Origin of the sequence: Vibrio sp. T13N, from assembly GCF_032970445.1 — a bacterium.
GTDB classification, from domain to species: Bacteria; Pseudomonadota; Gammaproteobacteria; order Enterobacterales; family Vibrionaceae; genus Vibrio; species Vibrio diabolicus.
The window spans coordinates 642,738-664,839 of the sequence record NZ_JAWJYE010000001.1; the positions used below are offsets into that span (position 1 = coordinate 642,738).

Consider the following 22,102-nt stretch of genomic DNA (forward strand, 5'->3'; position numbering starts at 1 on the left):
GCAAGCGAGACAAAACTACGATATGTCTGAAACGATACTTAAGCGCACATACCTAACGAGTGAACAAAAGACACAAAAGCCAAGTTCACTGATTCCGCCTCAAACCTACCATGCGCAGTTGGCGCACCGTGTTCACCACTCGCCTCAATTTGAAAACGGCCGCGTTAAAAACGAGATGCCAAATGTCCCTAGCCCGCAATCATTCTGGCAGGTGTGTTGGAGCTATCTTGGTGGTAGAACGCCGTTGAGTCCTAACCAACATCTGCCACATTCCCCAATTCAACCTACACAGTTTGCGCAGCGAAGTGAATCGATGCGCCTTACTTGGCTGGGCCATTCCACTATGCTGGTGGAGGTCGATGGCATTCGAATTTTGACCGATCCGGTATTTGATTACGCTTCTCCGTTCATCGCAAAAGCGTGGTTTGAACGCAATATTCCCAATACTCACGCCAGAGATTGTTTGCCGATTCCTGAAATTATCGTGATTTCGCACGATCATTACGACCATTTAGAGGCGTCGACCATACGTTTCTACGCCGATAAACCCGTGACGTTTTATGTGCCCTTAGGGGTTGGCAAGCATCTGATAAAGTGGGGCGTTTGCGCAGACAACATCGTGGAATTCGATTGGTGGGATAGCGTGCACTATGCCGGAATCGAACTGATTTGTACGCCTGCTAACCATAATTCGGGTCGTACTTATTTCGATAAAAACGCGACCCTGTGGGCGTCTTGGGTCATCAAAGGCAAAGAAGAGACGTTCTATTTTAGTGGCGATTCAGCTTACGATTCGCACTTTTCCGAGATCGCACAGCGATGTGGACCAATCGACATTGCCTGTTTGGAGGTGGCTGCCGATGTGAAAGGCCAAGGTTATCCGGTCGAAAACTGGGGGCACATGCAGGCTCACCATACCGTGCAAGCGTTTCACGATTTAAATGCGAAAAAACTGTTGCCAGTACATTGGGCTACATACGAGCTATTTACTCACCGCTGGGACGAACCGATTTTAGATTTGCTTGCCCATTGTCAAAAAGAACATATAACTCTGCTGACGCCAATGCCGGGGGAGAGTTTTTACGTTCATCAAGAACATATAAATAAACAGTGGTGGCGAGAAAAAGAAATATGCGAGCCAGCTAGAATTTTGACTTAATAATATGATCTTACTTCAATAATTATTTTAGAAATTAACTTTGTTATTTTCAGAATATAACAAGGTTTTTACTGGTCATTGAAATTAAAAATTTCCATAGATTCACTTTCCAATTGTGATCTCACGCTTTTATAAATCGATCGGTGTCATTTTTTGATACTTTTCATCTGAAAATTTGCGCTCTTATCAGAAAAGTTTTAGTAAAAATCTTTGCCATCTTAATTTTACTCTTCAAAACAATTATACTGACTATTATCTTGATAAGCCCATAGAGCAATGTCCATAACTTGTTCAGATTGGGTAAAATGCATCCAGTTAAAGAAAAGTAAAAAATTTAATGGATAAGATATGTTTTACGCCAACAAGATAGAATATTGAGACCAAAATCACAAGAGTAGGACTCTCTTGAATTTATCATCATGGATGCTGAATAAATAAAATACAGGCATTGTTAGATGAATAATTCTGCAACGTATTTACTTGCTGCTTTACGAGAAAAAATAAAAGAAAAAGGCATTGGATATTCCGAGCTTTCTATTGGACTTGGAATCCCGCTTTCTACTATAAAAAGGCAGCTTCACAATACGTCTCTTGGTTTAGATAAAATCTTGTTGTACGCCACGCACCTTGATACGGATTTGGTTGAGTTATCCATGCGAGGTAAGCAGCTGCAGCAAGAGAGTGAACAGTTTATCACCGACACCAACAGTGAGATTTTCCATCAATATCCTCACTTATTTGATTTTCTTTATCTTTTGCGTCGACCTGAGTGGTCTTTAGAAGAGAGCGCTCGGAGATACCAGCTGAGTGATACTTCCGTTGCGCTCTATTTACGTGCACTAGAAATGATGGATTACATTGAACTGAAAGGGGATAAACACTATCAATTTAAAGATACAGGCCGCTTTATTTTTGAAGAAGGTTCAAATTTAGACTCGCTATTTGCACAGCGCTTTCGTGAAGAAGTGTTTAGCCACGATATTCGACCTCCAATTTGTGTTGGACGCATTGCGATTACCGAAGAACAAGAAGAAAAACTGGCAAATGAAGTGTACAACAAATTAATTGAGTTTGATGTTCAAAATAAAACCAGTGAAAACAGTCAACGCCTAAAAAACGTTTTACTCACTTTTACACCTGGTAATCAGATATTTTTGGCTGACACAATTCCGAATATTAATGGCGATTTATTAAAAGCCATCACTGTCGCTAAAGAAAAATAAAAGAATAATTATCGGAAGCTTGTGCTTATTTAGTGCGAGCCGGGCTTCTGCACACTAAAAACACTCATTTATATAAATGAGAATATAAAAATAACGTAAATAATAGGGAAAAAGTATGTTTAAAAAGAGCACACTTGCCATTCTGATCGGGGCTACTATTTCGCTTGTTGGATGTGGTTCCAATGATAAAACTGAAATCCGTTTACCACGGGCGCCAACTTCGGAATTTACTAACGTGATTGATCGTACTGGTAATCCAACTTACCTGCGTGATTACGACAGTTATTCGAACCTGAAGTACAACGCGTTGACGGATCACGGCGCGTGGCATGGCCATTTGCTACCTGAAGATGCGGCGGGTTATGGCGCTTTCGGCGGTATTATGCAAGTGACGCAAGAGTACGCGCATTTTATGTCTGGCCAAACGTTCGACAAGCTCACGTTGACCGACAAAGTGAGTGGCCAAACTTACGATTTATCGAACGCAGAAGCGAAAGTCTATTCCATTCCTGGTGCATTAGTGCAGGTGTTGGACTTGGACGATATTCACGTGCAAATGGTGCTGCGCTTCGTGACTGATCGCTCTTCGCTGGTGGAAACGCTCATCACTAACAAAACTGATCGTGATATGAACTTGGCGTTGGAGTGGGACGGCGAGTTGGTGAAATACGCGCTGTCGACGCGCAAAGACCAAACCGTGGCGCAGTACTACCCAGATTACAAGCGCCAGATTTCGACCATCGAGAACGGCATTAAAATTAACTTTAGCGAGATGAAAGACAACTGGGCGATTCGTAATGACCGCGATGCCGAGTTCCGCATTACTCGTTCTCTACCGACGAAGACGTTCACCAACGAAACCTCATTCAGTTCTACCGCGGAGATGAGCCTACCAGCTGAGCAAACATCGGCGGTTTATACGGCGTATTCTAACCTGCACAATGCAAAAGAAGTGCAGTCGGAATCGTTGAAATTGCAAGATGTGTTGGCGAATCCAACTCAATACATGGAAGCGTCGAAAGCGCGTTGGGACGGCTATTTAGCGAATGGTCTTATCAACAAAGAAGCGACAGCAGACCAAGCTCGTGTGGCCGTAAAAGCGATGGAAACCCTAAACGGTAACTGGCGCTCTGCGGCGGGCGACATTGAACAAGCGACAGTCACGCCATCGGTCACTGCGCGTTGGTTCTCTGGTAACTTAACGTGGCCGTGGGATTCGTGGAAACAAGCGTACGCGATGGCGCATTTCAACCCAGATGTTGCGATGGACAACATTCGCACGGTATTCCAAGAACAAGTTCAAGCTGATGACAAGATTCGTCCGCAAGACAAAGGCTACTTGCTGGATGTGTTGACGTACACCAAACCTGTTAGTCGTGGTGGTGCTGGCTCTGAAAACTGGAACGAACGCAATACGAAACCATCGTTGGCGGCATGGTCTGTGATGGAGGTGTATCACGCTCTCGTGAACCAGTTTGATCGCCCAGAAGACGCGCAAAAATTCATTGATGAAATGTATCCGAAGTTGGTGGCATACCACGATTGGTGGCTATCAAACCGCGACCACAACCAAAATGGTGTGCCTGAATACGGCGCGGCAGTGGACCCTGCACACAACACGGAAGAAGGCGTGATGTACGTTTGGGTAGAAACGCGCGATCCTAACTTCACGACCATTATTCCGGCAGAAGACATCATCGAGCAAAACGGCAATTCTTATAAAGTAAAAGGCATGGCGTCTTACAATAAGATTCTCGATGAAGTGGATTACATGACGATTCACGTCGGCGCACAAGAAGCGGCTGGCTGGGAATCGGGCATGGATAACGCGGCTCGTTTTGGCTTTATCTACAACATCCACAACATGAATTCGCAAGCTGAAGACATCAGCAATCCAGACAAAAATGTGGATCAACTTGGTCGCTACGCGGCAAGTGCGTACGGCTTTGATAACAGCATCAAGCTGGAAGGCGAAGAGTGGGTGTACAGCAATACGTCAGCGGAAAACTTAGCGAAACTCGATCTTGCGAAGAAAGATTGGGAAGTTCGTTTTGCAGAAAATCGCACCAACAATAATGCTGCAGACGGCGAGCTGCTTGGCTTCTCTATGCTGCAAGAATCGGTGGATCAAGCCTCTTACATGTACTCAGACAACAAATACTTAGCGGAAATGGCGAAGTTGGTGTCCGATGGCGTAGAAGGTAAAGATCGTGCGCAAGAATTCCTTAACGGCGCAGAAAAAATCAAGACTTACATTAACCAATGTATGTTTGATGAAAGCACAGGATTCTTCTACGACATTCACTTAAATGTGGCTGAAGATGGCACTACTCCTGCGCCTCTTGCAAATGGCTGTGCGGGTTTGCCGATTGTAGAGCGTGGAAAAGGCCCTGAAGGTTGGTCGCCGTTGTTTAATGGTGCAGCAACGCAAGAGCATGCCGATAAAGTGATCGCGGTGATGCGTGATCAAGACGAGTTCAACACGCCAGATAAATTCCAAGGAACGGGTGTGCCTTTGCCGACCGCATCGCAAACTAACCCTGCTTACGGTAAAGATGTGTACTGGCGTGGTCGCGTGTGGCTAGACCAAGTGTACTTTGGCTTCCGTGCGATGGAAAACTACGGCTACAAAGAAGAAGCGATTGCGATGGCGAATGAGCTGTTTAACAACGCAGAAGGTATGACGGGTGACATGCCAATCCGTGAAAACTACAATCCTGAGACGGGCGCGGTACAAGGTGCGTCGAACTTCTCTTGGTCTGCTGCGCATTTGTACATGATGTACAACGGATTCTTCAAAAACTAGATCGCACACATTAGGCGCTTTGGATGACCCCCCCTAGCATTCGTAGCGCTTAACGAACGATAATTCATTGATAAATAAGACAAACCGGACTGTGTTGGCAGTCCGGTTTTTTTATGTCTCTTGTCTCAAAGATTTCAGTGCTGGGTCAGGGCGTGTTGCCAAATCGAAAGCATCTCTTCACTAAACAAGTAAAAGCGCATGTCGAGTGCCGCGTATTCCGGTCTTTGGCAAACGGCCATCGCGACTTCTGCTGCTTCTTGGGGCGGGTAACCATACACTCCGCAAGAAATCGCAGGCAGCGCCACACTTTGGCAATGCTTGTCGAGCGCGAGATCCAGCGAACGTTGATATGCAGATTCCAACACCGCTTTTGGATCGGCGAATTTATCGTAAATCGGGCCAACGGCATGAATGACGTAACGCGCGTTTAAATTGCCAGCCTCAGTAATGCGTGCGTCACCAAACGGGCATCGAATACCGTCGACATCATCAACGGCATAACACGCATTGATAAGCGCAGGCCCTGCTGCGCGATGAATGGCACCATCGACGCCACCTCCGCCGAGCATTCTCGGGTTTGCTGCATTCACGATGGCATCGACATGTGCGGTGGTGATGTCGCCTTGGACTAACGAGATCGCGTTCATTTTTTGAGCCTTCTACAATGATGAGAAACAAATGGTCAGTAACACAGTTAAGTGTAGCTTACTCATCAATGACTTGAGGTTTTAACTCGACGACATTTCCTTCCGGATCATGTATATAGAGTGATCTACCGAACCCTTGTGCGCCATACCGCTTCGCAAACTCTTCGGTTTCAATGCCGTTCGAACGCAGATATTCCAGTATTTCATTTTCGGAAAAAGGCGCTAGTTGCAGGCAAAAATGGTCAATATTACGACCATTTTGAACTGGTGGCTTTCCGCCAAGTTGCCCTAACTCGCTGTCCACCGTCACCACATCAATCAATGCGTTACCAGCCCTGAGCTGGGTTAAACCAAGCTCCATTACTTCGCGCTCGACAGGGCAGCCCAAAATATCTCGATAGAAATGCAACATGGCATCGAGGTTGCACGTTCTTAACACGACATGATCAAGGGCTTGGATTGCGATTGGGTTGTTGGTGGGCATGCTTCACTCCTTTTGTGCGGTTATGGAAAAGTATACGACCTGAACGTCCATATTGATCGTTAAGCCATTTTTAACATATGCGCATTTAGTCATAAAGAGTGCGTTTAAGAAGAGAGAAAGAGTTTTTGGCGAAACGCCTTGATGTGCGACCGAGTCAGGCGTTTAGGCCTGTAGCAAATTGGTCACGCGCCCAAGCTCGCAAACATTGATGGGAAGTGCTGGATTCATCTCGTTTATGGAAAATCAGCTTATAGCTGACTGGCTCGGAAAACATTGGAGTTTGAATGACTTGCAGATTCAAAGCCGATTGCCATTTCTGCGCCAAAGACAGGGGAAGCACGCCTAAGCAATCGTGTTTCGCCACATAAAGCATCATGCCAGAGAGCGATGTTGTCATCATTTCCACATCACGCTCTTGCAGCCCTGGCTGGTGAATTTCGGTGTTGCTAACTGGGAAGTCTTCGTCTCCGACAAACCGACAGTGCTTTTCAGAATAAAACTGTTCTTGTTCGATTTTTCCTGCGATACGTGGGTGATCTTGACGACAAATCACCACCATTGGCTCTTCAAAAATTGACTCACTGATAAATGATGGGTCATGAATGGTCGTTGGGCTAATAATCAAATCGATCTGTTTAAGTCGTAGATCGTTCAATAACGAAGGTAAATCCGTATCGGCGCAAATGCTGATCGTGTTGGTTGGTGTAATGCGGTGGAGCAGCGCTTCGTTACAGCTCAGGCGGAAAGTGCTTTGATCGGAAATGGCATCATTGATCATCGCAAACGCCTGATGAAATTTAGGTAGCAACTGATGCGCTACAGAAGTGAGTTTGATTTGTCGCCCATCCTTCACAAATAACGATTTGTTGGTTTCTTTTTCCAAACGCTTCATGGATGCGCTAATCGCTGGCTGAGTTAGCCCTAGGTGCTCTGCGGCGCGAGAGTAAGATTGATATTCAGCAACAATTAAAAAGGTTTGGATTAGATTAAAATCCATACGATACCTAAATAAAAATAATCACTAGATTCAGTGGGCGTCTCTTTGATTTTTGGGCTAGATGTTCGCCCTAGGCACCCACCTTGAAATAAGCCTCCTTAACGCACTTACGAGCTAAGGAGGCGACAGAGTAGTGGTTCGTTAAAACGAATTATTTAACTACTTTGATTTCAGGCATTTGATACTCACCACTTTGGATTGCATCGTCTGCGCCGTAGAAACGCATGATGGCGTAGAACGGTTTTTCAGGTACTGGCAAGAAGTTTGGATCGTCTGCTCGGCCTTTCTCGTTCGCACTCATGTAAATGGTGTAGTAACCGTCTTTGTCTGCTTTCATGGTTCGGTCGCCACGGCTGTGACGGTTTAGGTCGTTTTTCGCCATCAAACGGTTGTCGTTGCCGTAAATAGTAACAGACCAGAATTCGCTGACGTTCGGCGCTTTAAAGCGCATCACGTAATCATGCTTCGAACCATCCAGTTTTTGACCAGTGCTGTCGAAATCTGATTTACGGTAAGACGCTTCGATAGGTGGTAAACCCCACTGACCAAGGTAAGTACCTTCTGCAAAAATATCGCGTGGCGCATCACCCAAGGTATCGCGTGTACCAAGCAACGTACGAGCATCTGTCATTTTAGGTGCAAGTTCGACGAGGTGTTCCATGCCTTTCTTCTCACCAACTTTTGCCAGTTTTAGCTGCTCAGGTGTGAAGTCAGTTTTGCATGGTTCAACGCCGATAGATTGGTATTTGTCCAACCACTGTTTGTCTGCATTGCCCATCGAGCCATCACATAGCACGAAGTTCACGCGTTCAAGCCATGTTGAATTTTTTGGATCTGGATACGTTCTTTGTACTGGTTGTGGCCCGTTCTTACCTAAATATTCCGATAGGGTACGAATGTTCCATTGGTCCATGTAGTTAAGCGCGACTTTTGCGTCTTCGTCATTCACTGCCATGATGCGACCCATCAGCTTCACAAGATTGCTGTCTACGCGAACCACTTCGTCGACAGACGCTGGCACTTCACCTTGCCAATCTTGTGCTGCAAACATGAACTGGCCGCCTTTTGTGCCGCGAGTACGAGAACTGAACGCTGCGTTGGTGTAGTGGCCCATGTCCATTGTGTGCAAGATCCAGTAACGGCCTTCATCCATATCAGGCACGCTCACAATGACAGGTTCTGCAGCAACATCTAACCAGCCCATAAGGTGAAGCGTATCGTTATTAATGGTTGGGTGAGCGGTGTAAGAGTCATCAGCTAGAGCACGAATATTCTGAAAGCGGTTCAGTGGATAGTTGTTTTCTACCGCCGTGTGATAGAAAAACTTGTACGCTTCATCGATAGAGTAGCCGTAGATATAAGCATCTTCTGCAAGATCAACATTGGTGTTAGCCGCAAATACAGAGCTGGCTCCTAGCGCTGATAATCCCAATAGAGTAACGAGTAATTTTTGTTTCATGGCTGGTTTCATCCATTTGTTTGTGAGGATATGTTTCCAGCTAAGCTTAGTCGTTAACCCGTTTATTACAGAAATGAATTGTGAGTATTTAGTCTATATCAAAAGTGATATGCTTTGAGAAAAGCTAAAGAGATAACGTTGATGAACTTTGATTACAATTTGCTCAAGGTGCTTGCGGTGATTCTTGAAACACGCAACACCACAACGGCTGCGGAGCGTTTGTGCACCAGCCAGCCTGCTGTGAGTCGAAGCTTGCGTAAAATTCGGGATTTGTTTAACGACGACATTTTAGTGCGTAAGGGCACCAATATGGAGCTCACGCCGAAAGCCGAAGAGATCAAAGCGCAGCTTTCTGGGATCATCAACGACATCGACAAGCTAGTGAATGTTTCTCATAGTTTTGATCCCGCGATCGAAAGCTGTGTTCTGCGTGTTGCGATCAACTCGTCCATTGCGCAATGGTTTTCTGCCGCGTTTACTCAGCTGCTAGCCAAAGAAGCGCCGTTTATGAACTTGGTGATCGAAGACTGGACGGAAACCACGCCAGACAAAATCGATGCGGGTGAAATCGCTTTTGGCATCAACTATTTCCCTATGGAATTGCCGAAGCATCTGGTTCAGAAAAAAGGCGGGCGGGACGACTTTGCTCTGGCCTGTCGCGCGACGCATCCGCATGGTGGCAAACGCATGTATTTGGATGACATTTCAGAGTACGCGTACGCGGTTCACATCATCCAACATTGGAATGAAAAAGAAGATCACATCTCGCGCTTATTACAGCCTTTTTCAGTTGTCCCAAGAATTCAACTGCGTACCACGCACATCAACACCATTTTGAATTTGGTTGCGGATAGCGATGTGCTGTTTCCTTGTTCGCGTCACTTGATCAATCAGTTAGATAAGCGTTTTTCTTTTATCGAATTTGATGACGCGCTGCCGAAATTAGAGGGTAACTTCGGTTACGTTTACAGCGTAAAGCGCCGTAATGATCCGTTGATATTGTGGGTTAACAATACCGTTGAATCGTTGATGAAGTCGTTAGGCATTGAGTCGTAACAATGGTTGGTGAAACGGTTTGAACAACCGGGTTCAGTAACGCACTGATCCCGGTTGTGTTGCATGATGTAATTACTCGTATTCAGAAGCGTAAGTTTCTTCATAAGTGTGCGAGTAAAGCTCGAACAGGTTGCCGAATGGGTCTTCTAGATAAACCATTTTCGCAGGCTTGTTATCGTCTTCTGGGTGGTAACGCATGATGTCCATACGAACTTTGCCACCCAACCCTTCAGTGCGCTTGATTGCACCTTCAAAGTCGTCCGTCTGCAAACAGAAATGGAAGATACCGATGCGAGAAAAATCCACTTCATGGCGCGCTTGACGCTCTTTCATTTCAAATAACTCAAGTCCGATGCCATCGCTTGTCACTAGATGCGCAATGTTGAAGCCTTTAAAGCCCTCACCAAAGACCGCAATACACATTCTGCCAATTGCGGTTTCGCGTTCTTCAATCACTTTCGTGTTACCCATAACGACTTTTAGACCAAGCGCTTGTGTGTAAAACTCAACCGCTTTATCCATATCTCCGACCATAATACCGACATGATTCATTTTCATTTGTTTGCTCCCAACATGTGTGCTTAAACGTTGTTTTGTTTCGATGTGGGAGAGTATATGGCGCGGTTTTAATTACATGAAATTATCATAAATTATAAAAATAATAATTTTTTGTAATCATCATGAGCGGGGTTCGAGCTAATTGGCTAATGCCTCAACAGCTTGCTGTACCGAGGTGAAGTGAATTTTGATGATGCATCTTTGTGCGAGACTAAACTCATGCGACTGGATGAGTGACGTAACTTCCTCGACGGACAGAGTGCGTTCTTCCGGTTGTAAAACGGTGGTGTTCGAATCGTTGTATTGTAACCCGAACGTGTTGCCATTTGAGTCAATTACGTAATCATCTGGCCCCCAAATGAGCGCTTCGCATTCGGAATCAAGATCGGCATGAGAACGCAAATAGATAAGTTCATCGTCGCCATCGAGTTTCAATAAACATGGCCATGTAACCATGGGGCCTCCGGTGTAGTGGCTAAAATTGTTCCAATGTCTGAAAGGGCAAGGTGAGCGCTGGCATTCAAGGTGTTGGCCTTAAACCGCAGTCAAAAATTACGTGTGTTGAGCAATAATCGAAAACAGCTCGTCAACCGTTCTTGCCACGTAATCTGGTTGCACGCTCCAATGCTCTGGCATCGCGCCGCTGTACGCTGCTGCAACGGCAATCACTTTACTTTGGTCACCCAACTGCTGTTCGATGTTGCGTGCGAATTGCGTGTCGGCTTCATGGTCACCGATGTACATCAGCTGTCGATTTTCTGCGTGACCAAAAATCGACTCAACGCATTTGATACCACTGTACGCATCGGGCTTTTGGTGTCCGTTCGAGACGTCATCATACCCGACGATGGATTTAAACGGCGCACTGATGCCGTTGTCGGACAGCACTCGACGAATATTGCTTTGTGAGTTTTGAGAGCAAATGCCGTGAGGCAGCTGCGCAAACTCTTTAATAACGCCATTAATGCCTTCAAACAGGGTTACTGGTGTTTGGTTTTTCTCTTGATGCTCTGCCCATAAACCACCAGCTTTTAGCATTTCATCATGGGACATGCCGTAGTAATCCACGTAGAGCTCTTGCCAGTTTTTCGCCGCGTGGTTTGCGTAGTGATAGTTGGCTTCTGAATGGAGATATTTCGGTAAATTATCGCCAGTTAAATGCGGGGCAACGATGGCTAAGATCGCTTTGGTGATGTCGATGTTTTTCGGTACAGAGTTTACGAGTGTCCCATCGTAATCCCACAATATGGCGTCTAATTTCATTCAACGTTCTCGTTGTTATTGATGGTTAAAAGCTGGAACCGGGTTGCTGCAAAAATGCTAACTCTTCAGGTGTGCTTTCTCTTCCCAAGATGGCGTTGCGATGTGGGTAACGTCCAAATTGGTCGATGATGGCTTTGTGTTTTAGCTCAAAATCGTAGTTACTTTCAAGCCCTGATGCGCGAAACAATTTCTCTGCTTCGACATGAATGAGGCGAGATTCGCTGTGCATAAAAGGCATGTACAAAAAGCTTAGCTGCTCAGGCACTAATTCTTGGTCGTGTCCTAACCGAATTGCTTCTTGAGCCAATGCTAATGCGAGCGGGTCTTGCGCAAACGCTTTTGGGGTGTTGCGATACGCATTACGTGAAAACTGGTCGAGGACGATGATTTCGGCCAATCGCCCTTGTACGCTGTCTCGCCAGCTAAAAAGCTCACAGCGAGCGGCTTGCTCTAATACAGAGGTAAATCGCGATGTAATATGTTTGTCCAGTTCTGGGTCGTTTTCAAACCAGTTTTGAGGCGTTAGCTCTTCGAACCAGAACTTGATGATTTGTTGATGCATGGCGCTTCCTTTTGTTGTGCCTTAATAGTAAAAAGCCAGAAGCGTGGCTTCTGGCTCTTGGCGTGTTATCGACCGTAAGTCTCTACGATGTAACGTTCAAAATCGTCACACATTTGTTCGTCAGAGATGACGTTGCTTGCCAGTTCTTTACTGCCGTCGACGACTTTAATCGTCGCGTTCAGTGAAGCAACTGGTGCTCGTTCTCGCGTTGCAAGTGAGTCGATTTTCTTCTGCTGTACTTCCCACGCTTGCTCTGGCGATAGATTACATACATCTGCCAAGTACTTAGCATTGAACCCCTCGCCAGTCAGGCTGAAAATGGTTTCGTTGTGCGACAAATGATTGCCTGCGTGCCAGTAGTGTTTTGCCAGCAGTGGGCCAATTTCTGGGTTATCCGTCAGATAGCCAAACTTCTCAAGGAAGTATGCGCGGGTCTGATACACCGCCATGTGCGCGAGTAGATAACCTTGATACGCACAAGCTGCTTCATCGGATAGCAAATGTGGAATCGCCATCAGTGGGCGAGGGCTGCATTCCAAACCAAGGATCTGTTTTTCACAATCGCGAGCCAGCTTAGTGATGCGCTCTGGCGTTAACTCGTCATCGCTAAGTTGATATAACGCGCGTTCAAAGTACGGCACAACCAAGATGCTACGTTCTTCATAAGCTTTGAATGGCTGACGACTGTTGATCATCGCTTGAATGATCTCATCAGGAACCGGATTCCCTTCATCATCCAGTGCGTATTGTTTTAGCCAATCGGCATCGGTTAACAGGCTGTCACAGAACATCGACTGAGTTTCTGCATAAGCCATCGACGTTGGCGCAAACTCCTGTGAAAAACAAGGCGCGTTCATTTTTACGTTCGCAAAGTGTGCTGCGTGGCCACCTTCGTGGAACAGCGTGTTAATGCCATCGTAGCCGCTGCCCACTTGGTCTGGTTTGGCATTGCTGGTGAAGTTCACCTGTGCTGCGACCCATTCGCCTTGATTGTAGAAAGAAGGGATCGGGCCGTGGCAGAACCCGTTCGGGTACTTACCTTTGCGGTCTAACAAATCAAGCGTTAGCGTCGCGCCAGAGTAATCAATATTCAGACGACCAAACGATTCTACCCAGCGTCTCAGAGATTTTGAGAACGGCACGTATGGGTCAAGGTCACGCATGACGTCACCCGCGAACGAGTAAACAAAGTTGAAGCCTGTTAGCGCGCTTGCGCCTTTCTCTTTCGCCAAGTTTTCTAAGCTGTTTAGGTGTGCATCTCGCGTGCGTTGTTCGAAATCTTCCAAAATCTCAAATAGCTGCTCAGAGCTCATCTTTTCCGTTTTTTGCACGGAGTAATCAAAGAAGGTCGCATAACCCAGTGAGCGAGCGAACTGGTTGCGCAGTTTGATCAGTTCTATAAAGCCGTTTTGCAGTAGCCATTGTTCAAGGTTCAGCAACGCTTGGTGAGCCGATTGGCGAACTTCTTCATGATTGTTGGTGCGAATGGTTGAGCTCAATACTGGCAGTGAACCTTCCACTTGCTCGCCGTTTTCATCGGTAAACGTTTGTACGTGGTTCTGTTTTTTCTCGAACAGCTCAGCTTCAAAGGCAATGAGCTGATTTTTCAACGCTTGTGCCTTTTCGCCCTCGATTGCGTGAGATTCAAACATCGCCAGCCAACCAGAAAGACCCGTAATGGTTTGCTGTTTCTCTTGTGGGTCGGTAATTGAATCCGCGGCTTCAAGCTGTTGTTTGATGGCAGTAATTTGCTCGGCGTTGCTCAAAAAGCTTGTCCATGCGGTTTGTGCTTGCGTCGAGCCATCATGGTCATCGCTGATCCCCATGTAAGTTTCCCAAAAGAAATCTTCTTTGGTGCGGTGAATCGCGAGGTAACGTTGATTGAGGTCGTTGAGATAATCCGTTGCGGTCATTTTGATCCTTCAAATGGTTGGGAGTAGACTCCTAATTATTGCACGCTTGTTGATAATAAAGGAGGGACAAATTAATTTGCTGGTAGTGTACTGCGTAAACGTGATTTTACTATTTGTATACATTTTAATGAGTTAGCAAGAGTTGTTACGCGTTCGGAGTGCGCAGTGTTAAGGCTGGCACGGGTTTTACAGTTCATCAGTTAATTAATCTGCGAGGCGCTCTCGATGATCTTTGTCATGTGTAATAATATTTCTATATCGCGGCAATACATATGGAAACGATATGATAAATAAGACAAAAGTTACGCTATTGGCGCTAGGTACGATTTTGGTTGGATGCTCTTCAGTCACGCCGCCAAGAAATGATGCGGTCGAGAACATTCAACAAAAGTGCTCCGTAATTTTAAGCAGTGATGTTTCAGGTGAACAGCGCTGGCAGACATACAACGGCTTGCTTGTAGAATATGCTGTGCATGGCATTAAAACTCAGGCGCAGTTAGAACGCTTTGAAGCGTTTGTGCAGCGAGTACAAAATGATGAATCTGGACAGTTAGTTACCGAGCTGATTGAAGTCACCGATTGGGGATGCTCAAACGGCAATTATCTTGAAGAGATGGGCTTGTTTATTCAAGAAGTTCAAAAGTAAAAAACCGAGCGTTAAGTCGCTCGGTTTTTCTGTTTATGGAGCGCTTTGTGCGCTGGCCCGTCAGGACGCTTACTCCTCTGGGTACTCGCCCATACCTTGCGTTTTACCTTCCGCTTTCCAATGCTCACCGGGGTCAAATGCTTCATCGCATAAATCTACGGTGTAGCCCATTTCTGTGATTTCCTTTAATGTGAGATTATCTGCAATTTTTGCGACTTCACCCGATTTATTACGTAATTCCATGTTGTTTCCTCCTCTGTAGGTAGACGAGCGGTATCGATGCACAGTGACGAATGCATCGGTGACCTTTGTTCTAAGTATATAACTCTCAGCTCAAAATGAGGGTTTAATCCATTTTTATCGTGTGGTTAATTGAGTAATGCTTTGAGCTGCTTCAGTTATTTTTAACTGCATCATCGCGACAGTTGGTTATTTGTGATTTATTGAACGATTAAATTGTCAATCTGGAAACTCGAAATGGTGATTCTCGACCACGCTTTAGCACAACAAATTGTTGATCGAACCATGTCCATCATTGGTCACAATGTGAATGTGATGAACTCGGCAGGCATCATCATTGGCAGTGGCGACCCTAAACGTGTTGGGCAAGTGCATGATGGCGCGGTACTGGCGCTGAATCATGGCGATTCGCTAGAGCTTAATGAGCAGCAATGTTTGACGTTGCAGGGTGTCAAACCCGGTATCAATATGTTGTTGAAATTACATGGCGACGTGGTCGGTATTGTTGGCGTCACAGGCGAGCCGGAGAAAATCCGAGATTTTGCAAAACTGGTTAAAATGACTGCTGAACTAACAATCGAGCAAGCTGCGCTGGTGGAAAAATTTCAGTGGGACAGACGTCATCGTGAAGAGTTTATTCTGGCTTGGATCAATGGCAAATTGACCGATGAAGAGCTGAAAGATTGGGCGATGCGTCTTTCTATCGATGTTACTCAACCACGGGTGGCAACGGTGATTGAAGTCTCGACACCGTCCGCCTCTAAAAGCATGAAGAGTGTGCGCAATATTGTTGAGTTGCTTGAATACCCAGAGCGTAACAACCTAGTTGCGATTGTCTCAGTGAATGAAATTGTAGTGCTGAAACCGTGTCATTCCGCCAAGCAGTGGGATAGCCAAATCGAAAGTGAACGCATTGATAAGTTGATGTCGCGTTTAAGCGATCACGATTCACATACGTTTCACATTGCGCTAGGGCAGCTGTTTAATGAGCCTAAAGATGTCGCGTTGTCATACCAAAGCGCAAAGCAGGTATTAGCCATTGGCAAGCAGTTCTACCCAGAGAAACGTAAGTACCTGTTCGATGAACTTCGTTTGCCTGTGCTGTTAGCGCCGTTGGCGGATATTTGGCAAGGTGAACAAATTATTGATGGCGTGAAACGGTTGAAAGAGAAAGACAAATCTGGGCAATTACTGAAAACCCTAGATGCGTTGTTTGAATGCAATGGCAATGTAACAGAATGCTCTAAAATGCTGTTTATTCACCGGAACACTCTGCGTTATCGGTTAGAAAAAATCACTGAGATAACAGGGCTACCAACCTCCAATTTTGTGGGGTTAGCGGAGCTTTATATTGCGACTCGGCTCTCAAAAATGGCGTGATATTGTGCATCTGCACAATACGCGTCATTTTTTGACCACATCATTTGTCACTCCGCCTAAAGGAATTCGAAAGCAAACGATTAATAATTCATGCGTCCCTACATGTTGAGTGAGCCAACACGGACTCGCTCAGCAAAATAAGAATAAATGGAGTTATCATGATCCTTATATTAATCCTGCTTGGGGTGATCGCATTTATTGTGCTCACGACCACCAAATTCAAATTACATCCCTTTTTAGCGCTGATCATCGCAGCGTTCCTTGCGGCATTTGCTTACGGCTTACCGGCAGATAGCATTGCCAAAACCATTGCTTCTGGCTTTGGCGGCATCCTTGGTTACATTGGCTTGGTTATCGTTTTAGGTACCATCATCGGTGTTATTTTGGAAAAAAGTGGTGCGGCGATCACCATGGCTGATACGGTCATCAAAGTGCTGGGTGAGCGTTTCCCAACATTGACCATGAGCATCATCGGTTACATCGTTTCTGTTCCGGTATTTTGTGATTCAGGCTTTGTCATTCTGAACTCGCTCAAAGAATCACTCGCGAAGCGTTTAAAAACCTCAAGCGTTGCAATGAGTGTGGCGTTGGCAACTGGCCTATACGCAACACATACGTTTGTGCCGCCAACTCCTGGCCCGATTGCCGCTGCGGGTAACTTAGGCCTGGAATCTAACCTTGGTTTAGTGATTGGTGTGGGTGTGTTTGTTGCAGCGGTTGCGGCACTGGCGGGTATGTTGTGGGCGAACCGATTCCAGCATGTAGAACCAGATGGCATTGAAGCCGCAGAGGAAATTCAGCATGACTGGCAAGCACTCAAAGCGTCTTACGGCCAACTGCCAACGGCGAGCCAAGCATTCGCTCCTATTTTTGTTCCAATCTTATTGATCTGTTTTGGCTCTATCGCGAAATTCCCAAGCTTACCGCTAGGCGAAGGTTTTGTGTTTGATGTTCTGACTTTCTTAGGACAGCCACTAACGGCGTTGGTGATTGGCCTGTTCCTTTCTGTTCGCCTACTAAAATCAGACAACAAGATTGAAGAATTTGGCGAGCGAATCAGCCAAGGTATTACGGCTGCTGCGCCTATTCTTTTGATTACCGGTGCGGGTGGTGCATTTGGCGCGGTATTAAAAGCAACGCCGCTAGGTGAATACTTGGGTACGACGTTATCGGCGCTGGGCGTGGGTATTTTCATGCCATTTATCGTTGCGGCTGCGCTAAAATCGGCGCAAGGTTCGTCAACGGTTGCATTGGTGACCACATCGGCTTTGGTTGCGCCTATGCTTACGCAATTGGGTCTAGATTCAGAAATGGGCCGCGTATTAACGGTGATGGCGATCGGTGCAGGTGCGATGACGGTTTCTCATGCAAACGACAGCTTCTTCTGGGTAGTTTCGCAGTTTAGCCGCATGTCAGTGGGCTTAGCGTACCGCGCGCAAACCATGGCTACGCTCGTTCAAGGTGTCACGGCAATGGCATTGGTGTACATTTTGAGTCTCGTTCTCTTATAAGTCTCTGGAAATACGTATGAAAGTGGTAATTGCACCTGATTCATTTAAAGAAAGCTTAACCGCCAAACAAGTGAGCGAGGCGATCAAAACGGGTCTTGCTCGCGTATGGCATGATGCCGAGTTTGTTACGGTTCCGGTCGCAGACGGTGGCGAAGGCACGGTTCAATCTTTGATAGATGCAACTCAAGGCGAACAAGTCTTCACAACGGTGACCGCACCATTAGGGAATGATGTTGAAGCGTTTTATGGCATCCTCGGTGATGGCGAAACCGCGGTTATTGAAATGGCGGAGGCCAGTGGGCTACACCTTGTACCGAGTGACGCTCGCGACCCAAAACTGACCAGTAGCATTGGTACTGGACAGCTGATCAAACACGCGCTAGACCGCGGCATTCAACGCTTAATCATTGGTTTGGGTGGCAGCGCTACCAATGATGGTGGCGTGGGCATGTTGACCGCGTTGGGGGTAACGTTTCTTGATAAATCTGGTCATGCAATTACCCCAAATGGAGGCGGGTTAGCGGCGCTTGCCTCCATCGATATTTCTGGTCTTGACCCACGTTTAGCAACTTGTGAAGTGTTGGTAGCATGCGATGTTGATAACCCACTCTGTGGCGACAAAGGCGCATCGGCTATCTTTGGCCCGCAAAAGGGAGCGACGGTGTTAGACGTCACACTGCTCGATAACGCATTGCGCAAGTTTGGCGAGTTGACGGAACAAGCGACGGGTAAGCATGTACTGACTCGTGAAGGGGCGGGCGCTGCTGGTGGCATGGGAGCGGCCTTGCTCGGATACACGCCAGCACGTTTGCAACCGGGAATTGAGATTGTGCTTGAAACGGTCAAGCTTGCTCAGCATGTTGCGGATGCGGATATTGTATTCACAGGCGAGGGTCGAATCGATCATCAAACCGCACATGGCAAAACGCCGATGGGAGTTGCTCAGGTGGCCAAGCAGTTTGATTTACCAGTCGTTGCATTGGCTGGTTGTGTGGGCGACAACTATCAGGCGGTCTATGAATGCGGTATTGATGCGGTGTTTGCTTGTGTACCAAGGGCAATGAGCTTATCTGAGGCCATGAAAGAGGCCGACGTCAACGTTGCCAATTTAGCCGAAAACGTCGCGAGAATGTGGCAAATTAAGTCGCACTGAGGGCGATAACGATACGAGAAAACTCCACCTTTGCGTGGAGTTTTTTGTTGTTACCAGTCTACGTATGCGGGCATAAGTTCATTTAGCAAGAGCGAGTTAACGAACATGCTTTGCTATCAACTTTGCCAGTGTTTGCATCGCGTGAATCCAATCGGTTTCACTACCAAAGTTTGCTACGCTGAGGCGCACGCAATGTCGATATTGTCCTTGAGTGCCAAATACGGTACCGGGAAGTAGGCTGATTCTGTGTTGATTACACGCTTGATACAACGCATAGCTGTCCGTTTCTTTGGGCAGGCGCAACCAAAGCAAGAACGAACCTTGCACGGCGTTGATCTGGTATCGATTTTTTAGAGATTCGTATTCATCTAAGTATTGATGAAGCATCTGGATAAATCGGCGCATGTTGTTTTGATAAACCCGACCCATTCGCGCAGTATGCGTTCGATACTTGCCTGACGTTAGAAACGTTGCCACGGCAGATTGCATCAGATTCAAACTGCCCATGTTCTCACACAGTAGATATTGCTCAATTTGATCTCGATATCGCCCCGCCAACATCCAACCAATTCTCAAACGCGAATCGAGCGTTTTGGATAACGAATTCACGTAAATTACGCGTTGCTTGTCATCGAGCAACCTCAAGCTTGGCAAAGGCTTGTTATAACTTAACCCGCCAAACACATCGTCTTCGATAATAGGAATATTGCCAGACGCCAATAGCAATTGCTGGCGCTTTTCTAGCGGCATCATGGCACCAGTTGGGTTGGTGAAGTTTGGCGTTACGATGATCGCTTTTATGTCCCATGTCGCCATTGCTTTTGCTAAGGCTTCGGGGCACATACCGTCTCGTGGGCAACTCGGAATTTCCACCACTTTGAGGCCGAGTGATTCGAGCATCAATAAATTACCAAAATAGCAAGGGGACTCCACCGCGACGATATCGCCTTTTTGTGTCGTTGCGCGCAGCGCTAGGCTAATTGCTTGCTGCGCGCCGTGCGTCACCATGATCTCATCCAACTTGGTTGGCGTGCCCAAATCTTGTGTGATTTTCGCCAGTTGTTTGATTAAGAGGTGATCACCGGGTGGCAATTGGTAATGGCTCGGTACATGCGTTTGCTGGCGGCTGTGGCGGCCAATCTCGGCGTACAAGCTTTTGATCGCGGGGGAGTCAATGTTTGGGTGGGCAGAGCCTGCGGGCAAACGCTCTTGGTATTCAGGGTACGTGAGGATTTCTTTGCAGATCGAGAGCAAATCCACGCGAGTCGGATCCGGAATTGAGCGAGAGGTCGGCAAGGCGATTTTTACTCGATAACCCGACTTGGGAACCGAGTACACCAAGTTTTGCGCTTCCAGCTCTTGATACGCACGAATCACGGTGTTTTTACTGACGCTTAATTCTTGGCTCAATGAGCGAATGGAGGGCAGTCGATCATCCACTTGGTAAACGCCACCATTGATGGCTTGTTTAAGGTGCTTTTCCACCACGAGGTACTTATTCCCTTCACCGCTTTCCAATAAATCTGTACCCATAAAAACACTTCCATCTGTCACTTTTTGAAAACACTGTACCTAATTACATTAACAGTATCTCAAAACATAAAACAAGCGTGAGTGAGGCGATCATGTTAATCCGAGCCATCCCTTTTGTATTTGTCATCCTTTGGGCTTCTGGATTTGTTGGTGCGCGTTTTGGTTTGCAGTATGCCGAGCCAGCGACACTACTTTCTATCCGTATGGCATTCAATGTCTTACTGTTTTTGGTTCTTGTGGCGATGTTGCGTAGAAGGTTGCCAACAGGAAGCGATTTCTGGCACAGCTGTGTGGTGGGTGTGTTGATCCATGGCTTCTATTTAGGCGGCACTTATTTCGCTATTGATTTGGGTATGCCTGCCGGGCTGAGTTCGTTGTTGGTGGGCATTCAGCCGATTTTAACCGCGGCTTTGCTGGTGGTGTTTGTTCGTGAGGAATTTAAACCCTCGCAATGGCTGGGTTTGGCTCTAGGCTTTGTCGGCATCGCTATGGTGCTGATGGGAAACATGGAGTGGCAGTCTGAGCAACATAAGTTCTTAGCCATCGGAGTCTGTTTACTGTCTTTGGTTGGTATAACGTTAGGGACGCTGTATCAGAAGAAACATTGCCAACAGGTGGATATGGTTGGTGGTGCGACGGTGCAATATTTGGCCGCACTCATCATGTTTCTGCCTGTTGCGATGCAGTTTGAAACCATGCAAGTTCAGTGGAAACTGGAGTTTATTTTGACCGTGTTGTGGTTGGTCGTCGTGCTCTCTTGTGTGGCTATCCTGCTGCTGCTGTACATGGTGAGAAATGGCGCGTCTTCGAGTGTGGCGTCTGTGTTTTACCTAGTGCCGCCAACAACCGCGATTCAAGCTTGGCTCGCGTTTGGTGAGTCGTTTGATTGGATGGGCATTTCTGGCTTTGCATTGGCGGCCACGGCGGTCTATCTAGTGGTTAAAAAGCCAGATCTGACGATAAAAAAATCGGTTCAAACAGAATATACCTAAATTGGGTAGGGACATTAACGTGCCAGTGAGTACAATTCTGCTTCATCTTAATCCGTGGAGCAGAGTGATGACGTTAAAGCCAGATCGAATGACCGCGATGCGTAATATCATCGAGCAAGTAAAAGCTGAACTACCGATTTACGAACCGGAAACCTTTGTGTGTGGGCCGGAAGGGCAGTGCATCGGTTGTCCAAAGAAATTATTAGAAATGGTCGATTCAGAGGTTACTTATTGGGAGTCGGCAATGGAGCGGGGTGTGATTCCGCAGTTTGATGAGATCCGTCGTTTCGGGAAGATGTGCACTAACGTACGTCGCGGACTTGTTCGTAATAACGTTCCACTACTCGGGTAATCTACTTCAGTAAATAAGTGATTGATAAATAAAGTCCTAAAATTGACACATAAATGTGTGCGTTTGCATAGTAACTTGGCGAGCGGTCTCAACTTTGGCCCATGACTCTTGTTTGTCATCTACTAGGGCTTTAAACGTTTTAAATCAGCGATATATTGGCAAGGTCTC

The 22,102-nt window shown here is 46.5% G+C and carries 21 protein-coding genes; 10 read left to right on the forward strand and 11 right to left on the reverse strand.

Annotation, left to right across the window (positions count from 1 at the left end; translation table 11 throughout):
* Positions 1 to 22 precede the first annotated feature (22 nt).
* The 3 genes from R2S67_RS02875 (at position 23) to ygjK (ending at position 5,188) form a co-directional block, all read left to right on the forward strand.
* Positions 23 to 1,159, forward strand: a complete 1,137-nt coding sequence (locus R2S67_RS02875) for an MBL fold metallo-hydrolase (RefSeq protein ID WP_317342143.1) — start codon at positions 23 to 25, stop codon at positions 1,157 to 1,159.
* Between the two features lie 455 nt (positions 1,160 to 1,614).
* On the forward strand, positions 1,615 to 2,382 hold the full coding sequence (locus R2S67_RS02880) for a transcriptional regulator (protein WP_317342094.1): 768 nt from the start codon (positions 1,615 to 1,617) through the stop codon (positions 2,380 to 2,382).
* A 115-nt stretch (positions 2,383 to 2,497) separates the two neighbouring features.
* Positions 2,498 to 5,188 (forward strand): alpha-glucosidase, encoded by a 2,691-nt coding sequence (ygjK, locus tag R2S67_RS02885; protein WP_317342095.1) that lies wholly within the window; start codon positions 2,498 to 2,500, stop codon positions 5,186 to 5,188.
* A 134-nt stretch (positions 5,189 to 5,322) separates the two neighbouring features.
* Here the strand turns inward: ygjK and R2S67_RS02890 are convergent, their stop codons facing one another.
* The 4 genes from R2S67_RS02890 to R2S67_RS02905 form a co-directional block, all read right to left on the reverse strand.
* Complete coding sequence (locus tag R2S67_RS02890) at positions 5,323 to 5,835, reverse strand: O-acetyl-ADP-ribose deacetylase (RefSeq protein ID WP_199804139.1); 513 nt, start codon at positions 5,833 to 5,835, stop codon at positions 5,323 to 5,325.
* A gap of 58 nt (positions 5,836 to 5,893) precedes the next feature.
* Positions 5,894 to 6,319: a VOC family protein gene (locus R2S67_RS02895; protein WP_005391937.1), complete on the reverse strand. Its 426-nt coding sequence runs from the start codon at positions 6,317 to 6,319 to the stop codon at positions 5,894 to 5,896.
* Positions 6,320 to 6,473: 154 nt separating this feature from the next.
* Positions 6,474 to 7,316, reverse strand: a complete 843-nt coding sequence (locus R2S67_RS02900; protein ID WP_139060498.1) for a LysR family transcriptional regulator — start codon at positions 7,314 to 7,316, stop codon at positions 6,474 to 6,476.
* 151 nt (positions 7,317 to 7,467) lie between these two features.
* Complete coding sequence (locus R2S67_RS02905; RefSeq protein WP_048625580.1) at positions 7,468 to 8,775, reverse strand: DUF1254 domain-containing protein; 1,308 nt, start codon at positions 8,773 to 8,775, stop codon at positions 7,468 to 7,470.
* Between the two features lie 141 nt (positions 8,776 to 8,916).
* On the opposite strand from R2S67_RS02905, the gene R2S67_RS02910 reads away from it, so the two are divergent.
* Positions 8,917 to 9,831, forward strand: a complete 915-nt coding sequence (locus R2S67_RS02910) for a LysR family transcriptional regulator (RefSeq protein WP_029846112.1) — start codon at positions 8,917 to 8,919, stop codon at positions 9,829 to 9,831.
* A gap of 72 nt (positions 9,832 to 9,903) precedes the next feature.
* On the opposite strand, the gene R2S67_RS02915 is transcribed toward R2S67_RS02910, so the two are convergent.
* From R2S67_RS02915 to R2S67_RS02935, 5 genes are all read right to left on the reverse strand, one after another.
* Positions 9,904 to 10,389: a VOC family protein gene (locus R2S67_RS02915; protein ID WP_239958787.1), complete on the reverse strand. Its 486-nt coding sequence runs from the start codon at positions 10,387 to 10,389 to the stop codon at positions 9,904 to 9,906.
* Between the two features lie 138 nt (positions 10,390 to 10,527).
* Complete coding sequence (locus R2S67_RS02920; RefSeq protein ID WP_005460842.1) at positions 10,528 to 10,845, reverse strand: DUF4144 domain-containing protein; 318 nt, start codon at positions 10,843 to 10,845, stop codon at positions 10,528 to 10,530.
* Positions 10,846 to 10,941: 96 nt separating this feature from the next.
* Positions 10,942 to 11,652 (reverse strand): HAD family hydrolase, encoded by a 711-nt coding sequence (locus R2S67_RS02925; protein ID WP_317342099.1) that lies wholly within the window; start codon positions 11,650 to 11,652, stop codon positions 10,942 to 10,944.
* A 25-nt stretch (positions 11,653 to 11,677) separates the two neighbouring features.
* A complete protein-coding gene (locus R2S67_RS02930; RefSeq protein WP_074190237.1) occupies positions 11,678 to 12,214 on the reverse strand; it encodes a DUF924 family protein in 537 nt (178 codons plus the stop codon).
* 65 nt (positions 12,215 to 12,279) lie between these two features.
* Entirely contained in the window at positions 12,280 to 14,127 is a 1,848-nt protein-coding gene (locus tag R2S67_RS02935; RefSeq protein WP_005391914.1) for a M3 family metallopeptidase, read from the reverse strand.
* Positions 14,128 to 14,410: 283 nt separating this feature from the next.
* Here R2S67_RS02935 and R2S67_RS02940 point away from each other — a divergent pair, with 283 nt between their 5' ends.
* A complete protein-coding gene (locus R2S67_RS02940) occupies positions 14,411 to 14,773 on the forward strand; it encodes a hypothetical protein (RefSeq protein WP_047009761.1) in 363 nt (120 codons plus the stop codon).
* A 69-nt stretch (positions 14,774 to 14,842) separates the two neighbouring features.
* On the opposite strand, the gene R2S67_RS02945 is transcribed toward R2S67_RS02940, so the two are convergent.
* A complete protein-coding gene (locus tag R2S67_RS02945; protein WP_005391896.1) occupies positions 14,843 to 15,016 on the reverse strand; it encodes a hypothetical protein in 174 nt (57 codons plus the stop codon).
* Between the two features lie 234 nt (positions 15,017 to 15,250).
* On the opposite strand from R2S67_RS02945, the gene R2S67_RS02950 reads away from it, so the two are divergent.
* The 3 genes from R2S67_RS02950 (at position 15,251) to R2S67_RS02960 (ending at position 19,057) form a co-directional block, all read left to right on the forward strand.
* Complete coding sequence (locus R2S67_RS02950) at positions 15,251 to 16,393, forward strand: sugar diacid recognition domain-containing protein (RefSeq protein WP_301575685.1); 1,143 nt, start codon at positions 15,251 to 15,253, stop codon at positions 16,391 to 16,393.
* A gap of 158 nt (positions 16,394 to 16,551) precedes the next feature.
* Entirely contained in the window at positions 16,552 to 17,904 is a 1,353-nt protein-coding gene (locus tag R2S67_RS02955; protein WP_317342100.1) for a GntP family permease, read from the forward strand.
* Between the two features lie 16 nt (positions 17,905 to 17,920).
* Complete coding sequence (locus R2S67_RS02960; protein ID WP_317342101.1) at positions 17,921 to 19,057, forward strand: glycerate kinase; 1,137 nt, start codon at positions 17,921 to 17,923, stop codon at positions 19,055 to 19,057.
* Between the two features lie 96 nt (positions 19,058 to 19,153).
* Here the strand turns inward: R2S67_RS02960 and R2S67_RS02965 are convergent, their stop codons facing one another.
* Positions 19,154 to 20,590, reverse strand: coding sequence for a PLP-dependent aminotransferase family protein (locus tag R2S67_RS02965; protein WP_186437921.1), 1,437 nt, complete (start codon positions 20,588 to 20,590; stop codon positions 19,154 to 19,156).
* A 92-nt stretch (positions 20,591 to 20,682) separates the two neighbouring features.
* Here R2S67_RS02965 and R2S67_RS02970 point away from each other — a divergent pair, with 92 nt between their 5' ends.
* Positions 20,683 to 21,582 carry a DMT family transporter gene (locus R2S67_RS02970; RefSeq protein ID WP_145534133.1) on the forward strand — a complete coding sequence of 300 codons (900 nt, stop codon included), beginning with the start codon at positions 20,683 to 20,685 and terminating at the stop codon, positions 21,580 to 21,582.
* A 67-nt stretch (positions 21,583 to 21,649) separates the two neighbouring features.
* Complete coding sequence (locus tag R2S67_RS02975) at positions 21,650 to 21,934, forward strand: hypothetical protein (protein WP_047009765.1); 285 nt, start codon at positions 21,650 to 21,652, stop codon at positions 21,932 to 21,934.
* Positions 21,935 to 22,102 lie beyond the last annotated feature (168 nt).

Bases quoted from the DNA above. Each gene is read 5' to 3' on its own strand.
- ygjK (WP_317342095.1), top strand. From the start codon at position 2,498: ATGTTTAAAAAGAGCACACTTGCCATTCTGATCGGGGCTACTATTTCG.
- R2S67_RS02895 (WP_005391937.1), bottom strand. From the start codon at position 6,319: ATGCCCACCAACAACCCAATCGCAATCCAAGCCCTTGATCATGTCGTG.
- R2S67_RS02925 (WP_317342099.1), bottom strand. From the start codon at position 11,652: ATGAAATTAGACGCCATATTGTGGGATTACGATGGGACACTCGTAAAC.
- R2S67_RS02920 (WP_005460842.1), bottom strand. From the start codon at position 10,845: ATGGTTACATGGCCATGTTTATTGAAACTCGATGGCGACGATGAACTT.
- R2S67_RS02970 (WP_145534133.1), top strand. From the start codon at position 20,683: ATGTTAATCCGAGCCATCCCTTTTGTATTTGTCATCCTTTGGGCTTCT.
- R2S67_RS02875 (WP_317342143.1), top strand. From the start codon at position 23: ATGTCTGAAACGATACTTAAGCGCACATACCTAACGAGTGAACAAAAG.
- R2S67_RS02950 (WP_301575685.1), top strand. From the start codon at position 15,251: ATGGTGATTCTCGACCACGCTTTAGCACAACAAATTGTTGATCGAACC.
- R2S67_RS02905 (WP_048625580.1), bottom strand. From the start codon at position 8,775: ATGAAACAAAAATTACTCGTTACTCTATTGGGATTATCAGCGCTAGGA.
- R2S67_RS02945 (WP_005391896.1), bottom strand. From the start codon at position 15,016: ATGGAATTACGTAATAAATCGGGTGAAGTCGCAAAAATTGCAGATAAT.
- R2S67_RS02975 (WP_047009765.1), top strand. From the start codon at position 21,650: ATGACGTTAAAGCCAGATCGAATGACCGCGATGCGTAATATCATCGAG.
- R2S67_RS02900 (WP_139060498.1), bottom strand. From the start codon at position 7,316: ATGGATTTTAATCTAATCCAAACCTTTTTAATTGTTGCTGAATATCAA.
- R2S67_RS02965 (WP_186437921.1), bottom strand. From the start codon at position 20,590: ATGGGTACAGATTTATTGGAAAGCGGTGAAGGGAATAAGTACCTCGTG.
- R2S67_RS02910 (WP_029846112.1), top strand. From the start codon at position 8,917: ATGAACTTTGATTACAATTTGCTCAAGGTGCTTGCGGTGATTCTTGAA.
- R2S67_RS02935 (WP_005391914.1), bottom strand. From the start codon at position 14,127: ATGACCGCAACGGATTATCTCAACGACCTCAATCAACGTTACCTCGCG.
- R2S67_RS02915 (WP_239958787.1), bottom strand. From the start codon at position 10,389: ATGAAAATGAATCATGTCGGTATTATGGTCGGAGATATGGATAAAGCG.
- R2S67_RS02930 (WP_074190237.1), bottom strand. From the start codon at position 12,214: ATGCATCAACAAATCATCAAGTTCTGGTTCGAAGAGCTAACGCCTCAA.
- R2S67_RS02955 (WP_317342100.1), top strand. From the start codon at position 16,552: ATGATCCTTATATTAATCCTGCTTGGGGTGATCGCATTTATTGTGCTC.
- R2S67_RS02940 (WP_047009761.1), top strand. From the start codon at position 14,411: ATGATAAATAAGACAAAAGTTACGCTATTGGCGCTAGGTACGATTTTG.
- R2S67_RS02880 (WP_317342094.1), top strand. From the start codon at position 1,615: ATGAATAATTCTGCAACGTATTTACTTGCTGCTTTACGAGAAAAAATA.
- R2S67_RS02960 (WP_317342101.1), top strand. From the start codon at position 17,921: ATGAAAGTGGTAATTGCACCTGATTCATTTAAAGAAAGCTTAACCGCC.
- R2S67_RS02890 (WP_199804139.1), bottom strand. From the start codon at position 5,835: ATGAACGCGATCTCGTTAGTCCAAGGCGACATCACCACCGCACATGTC.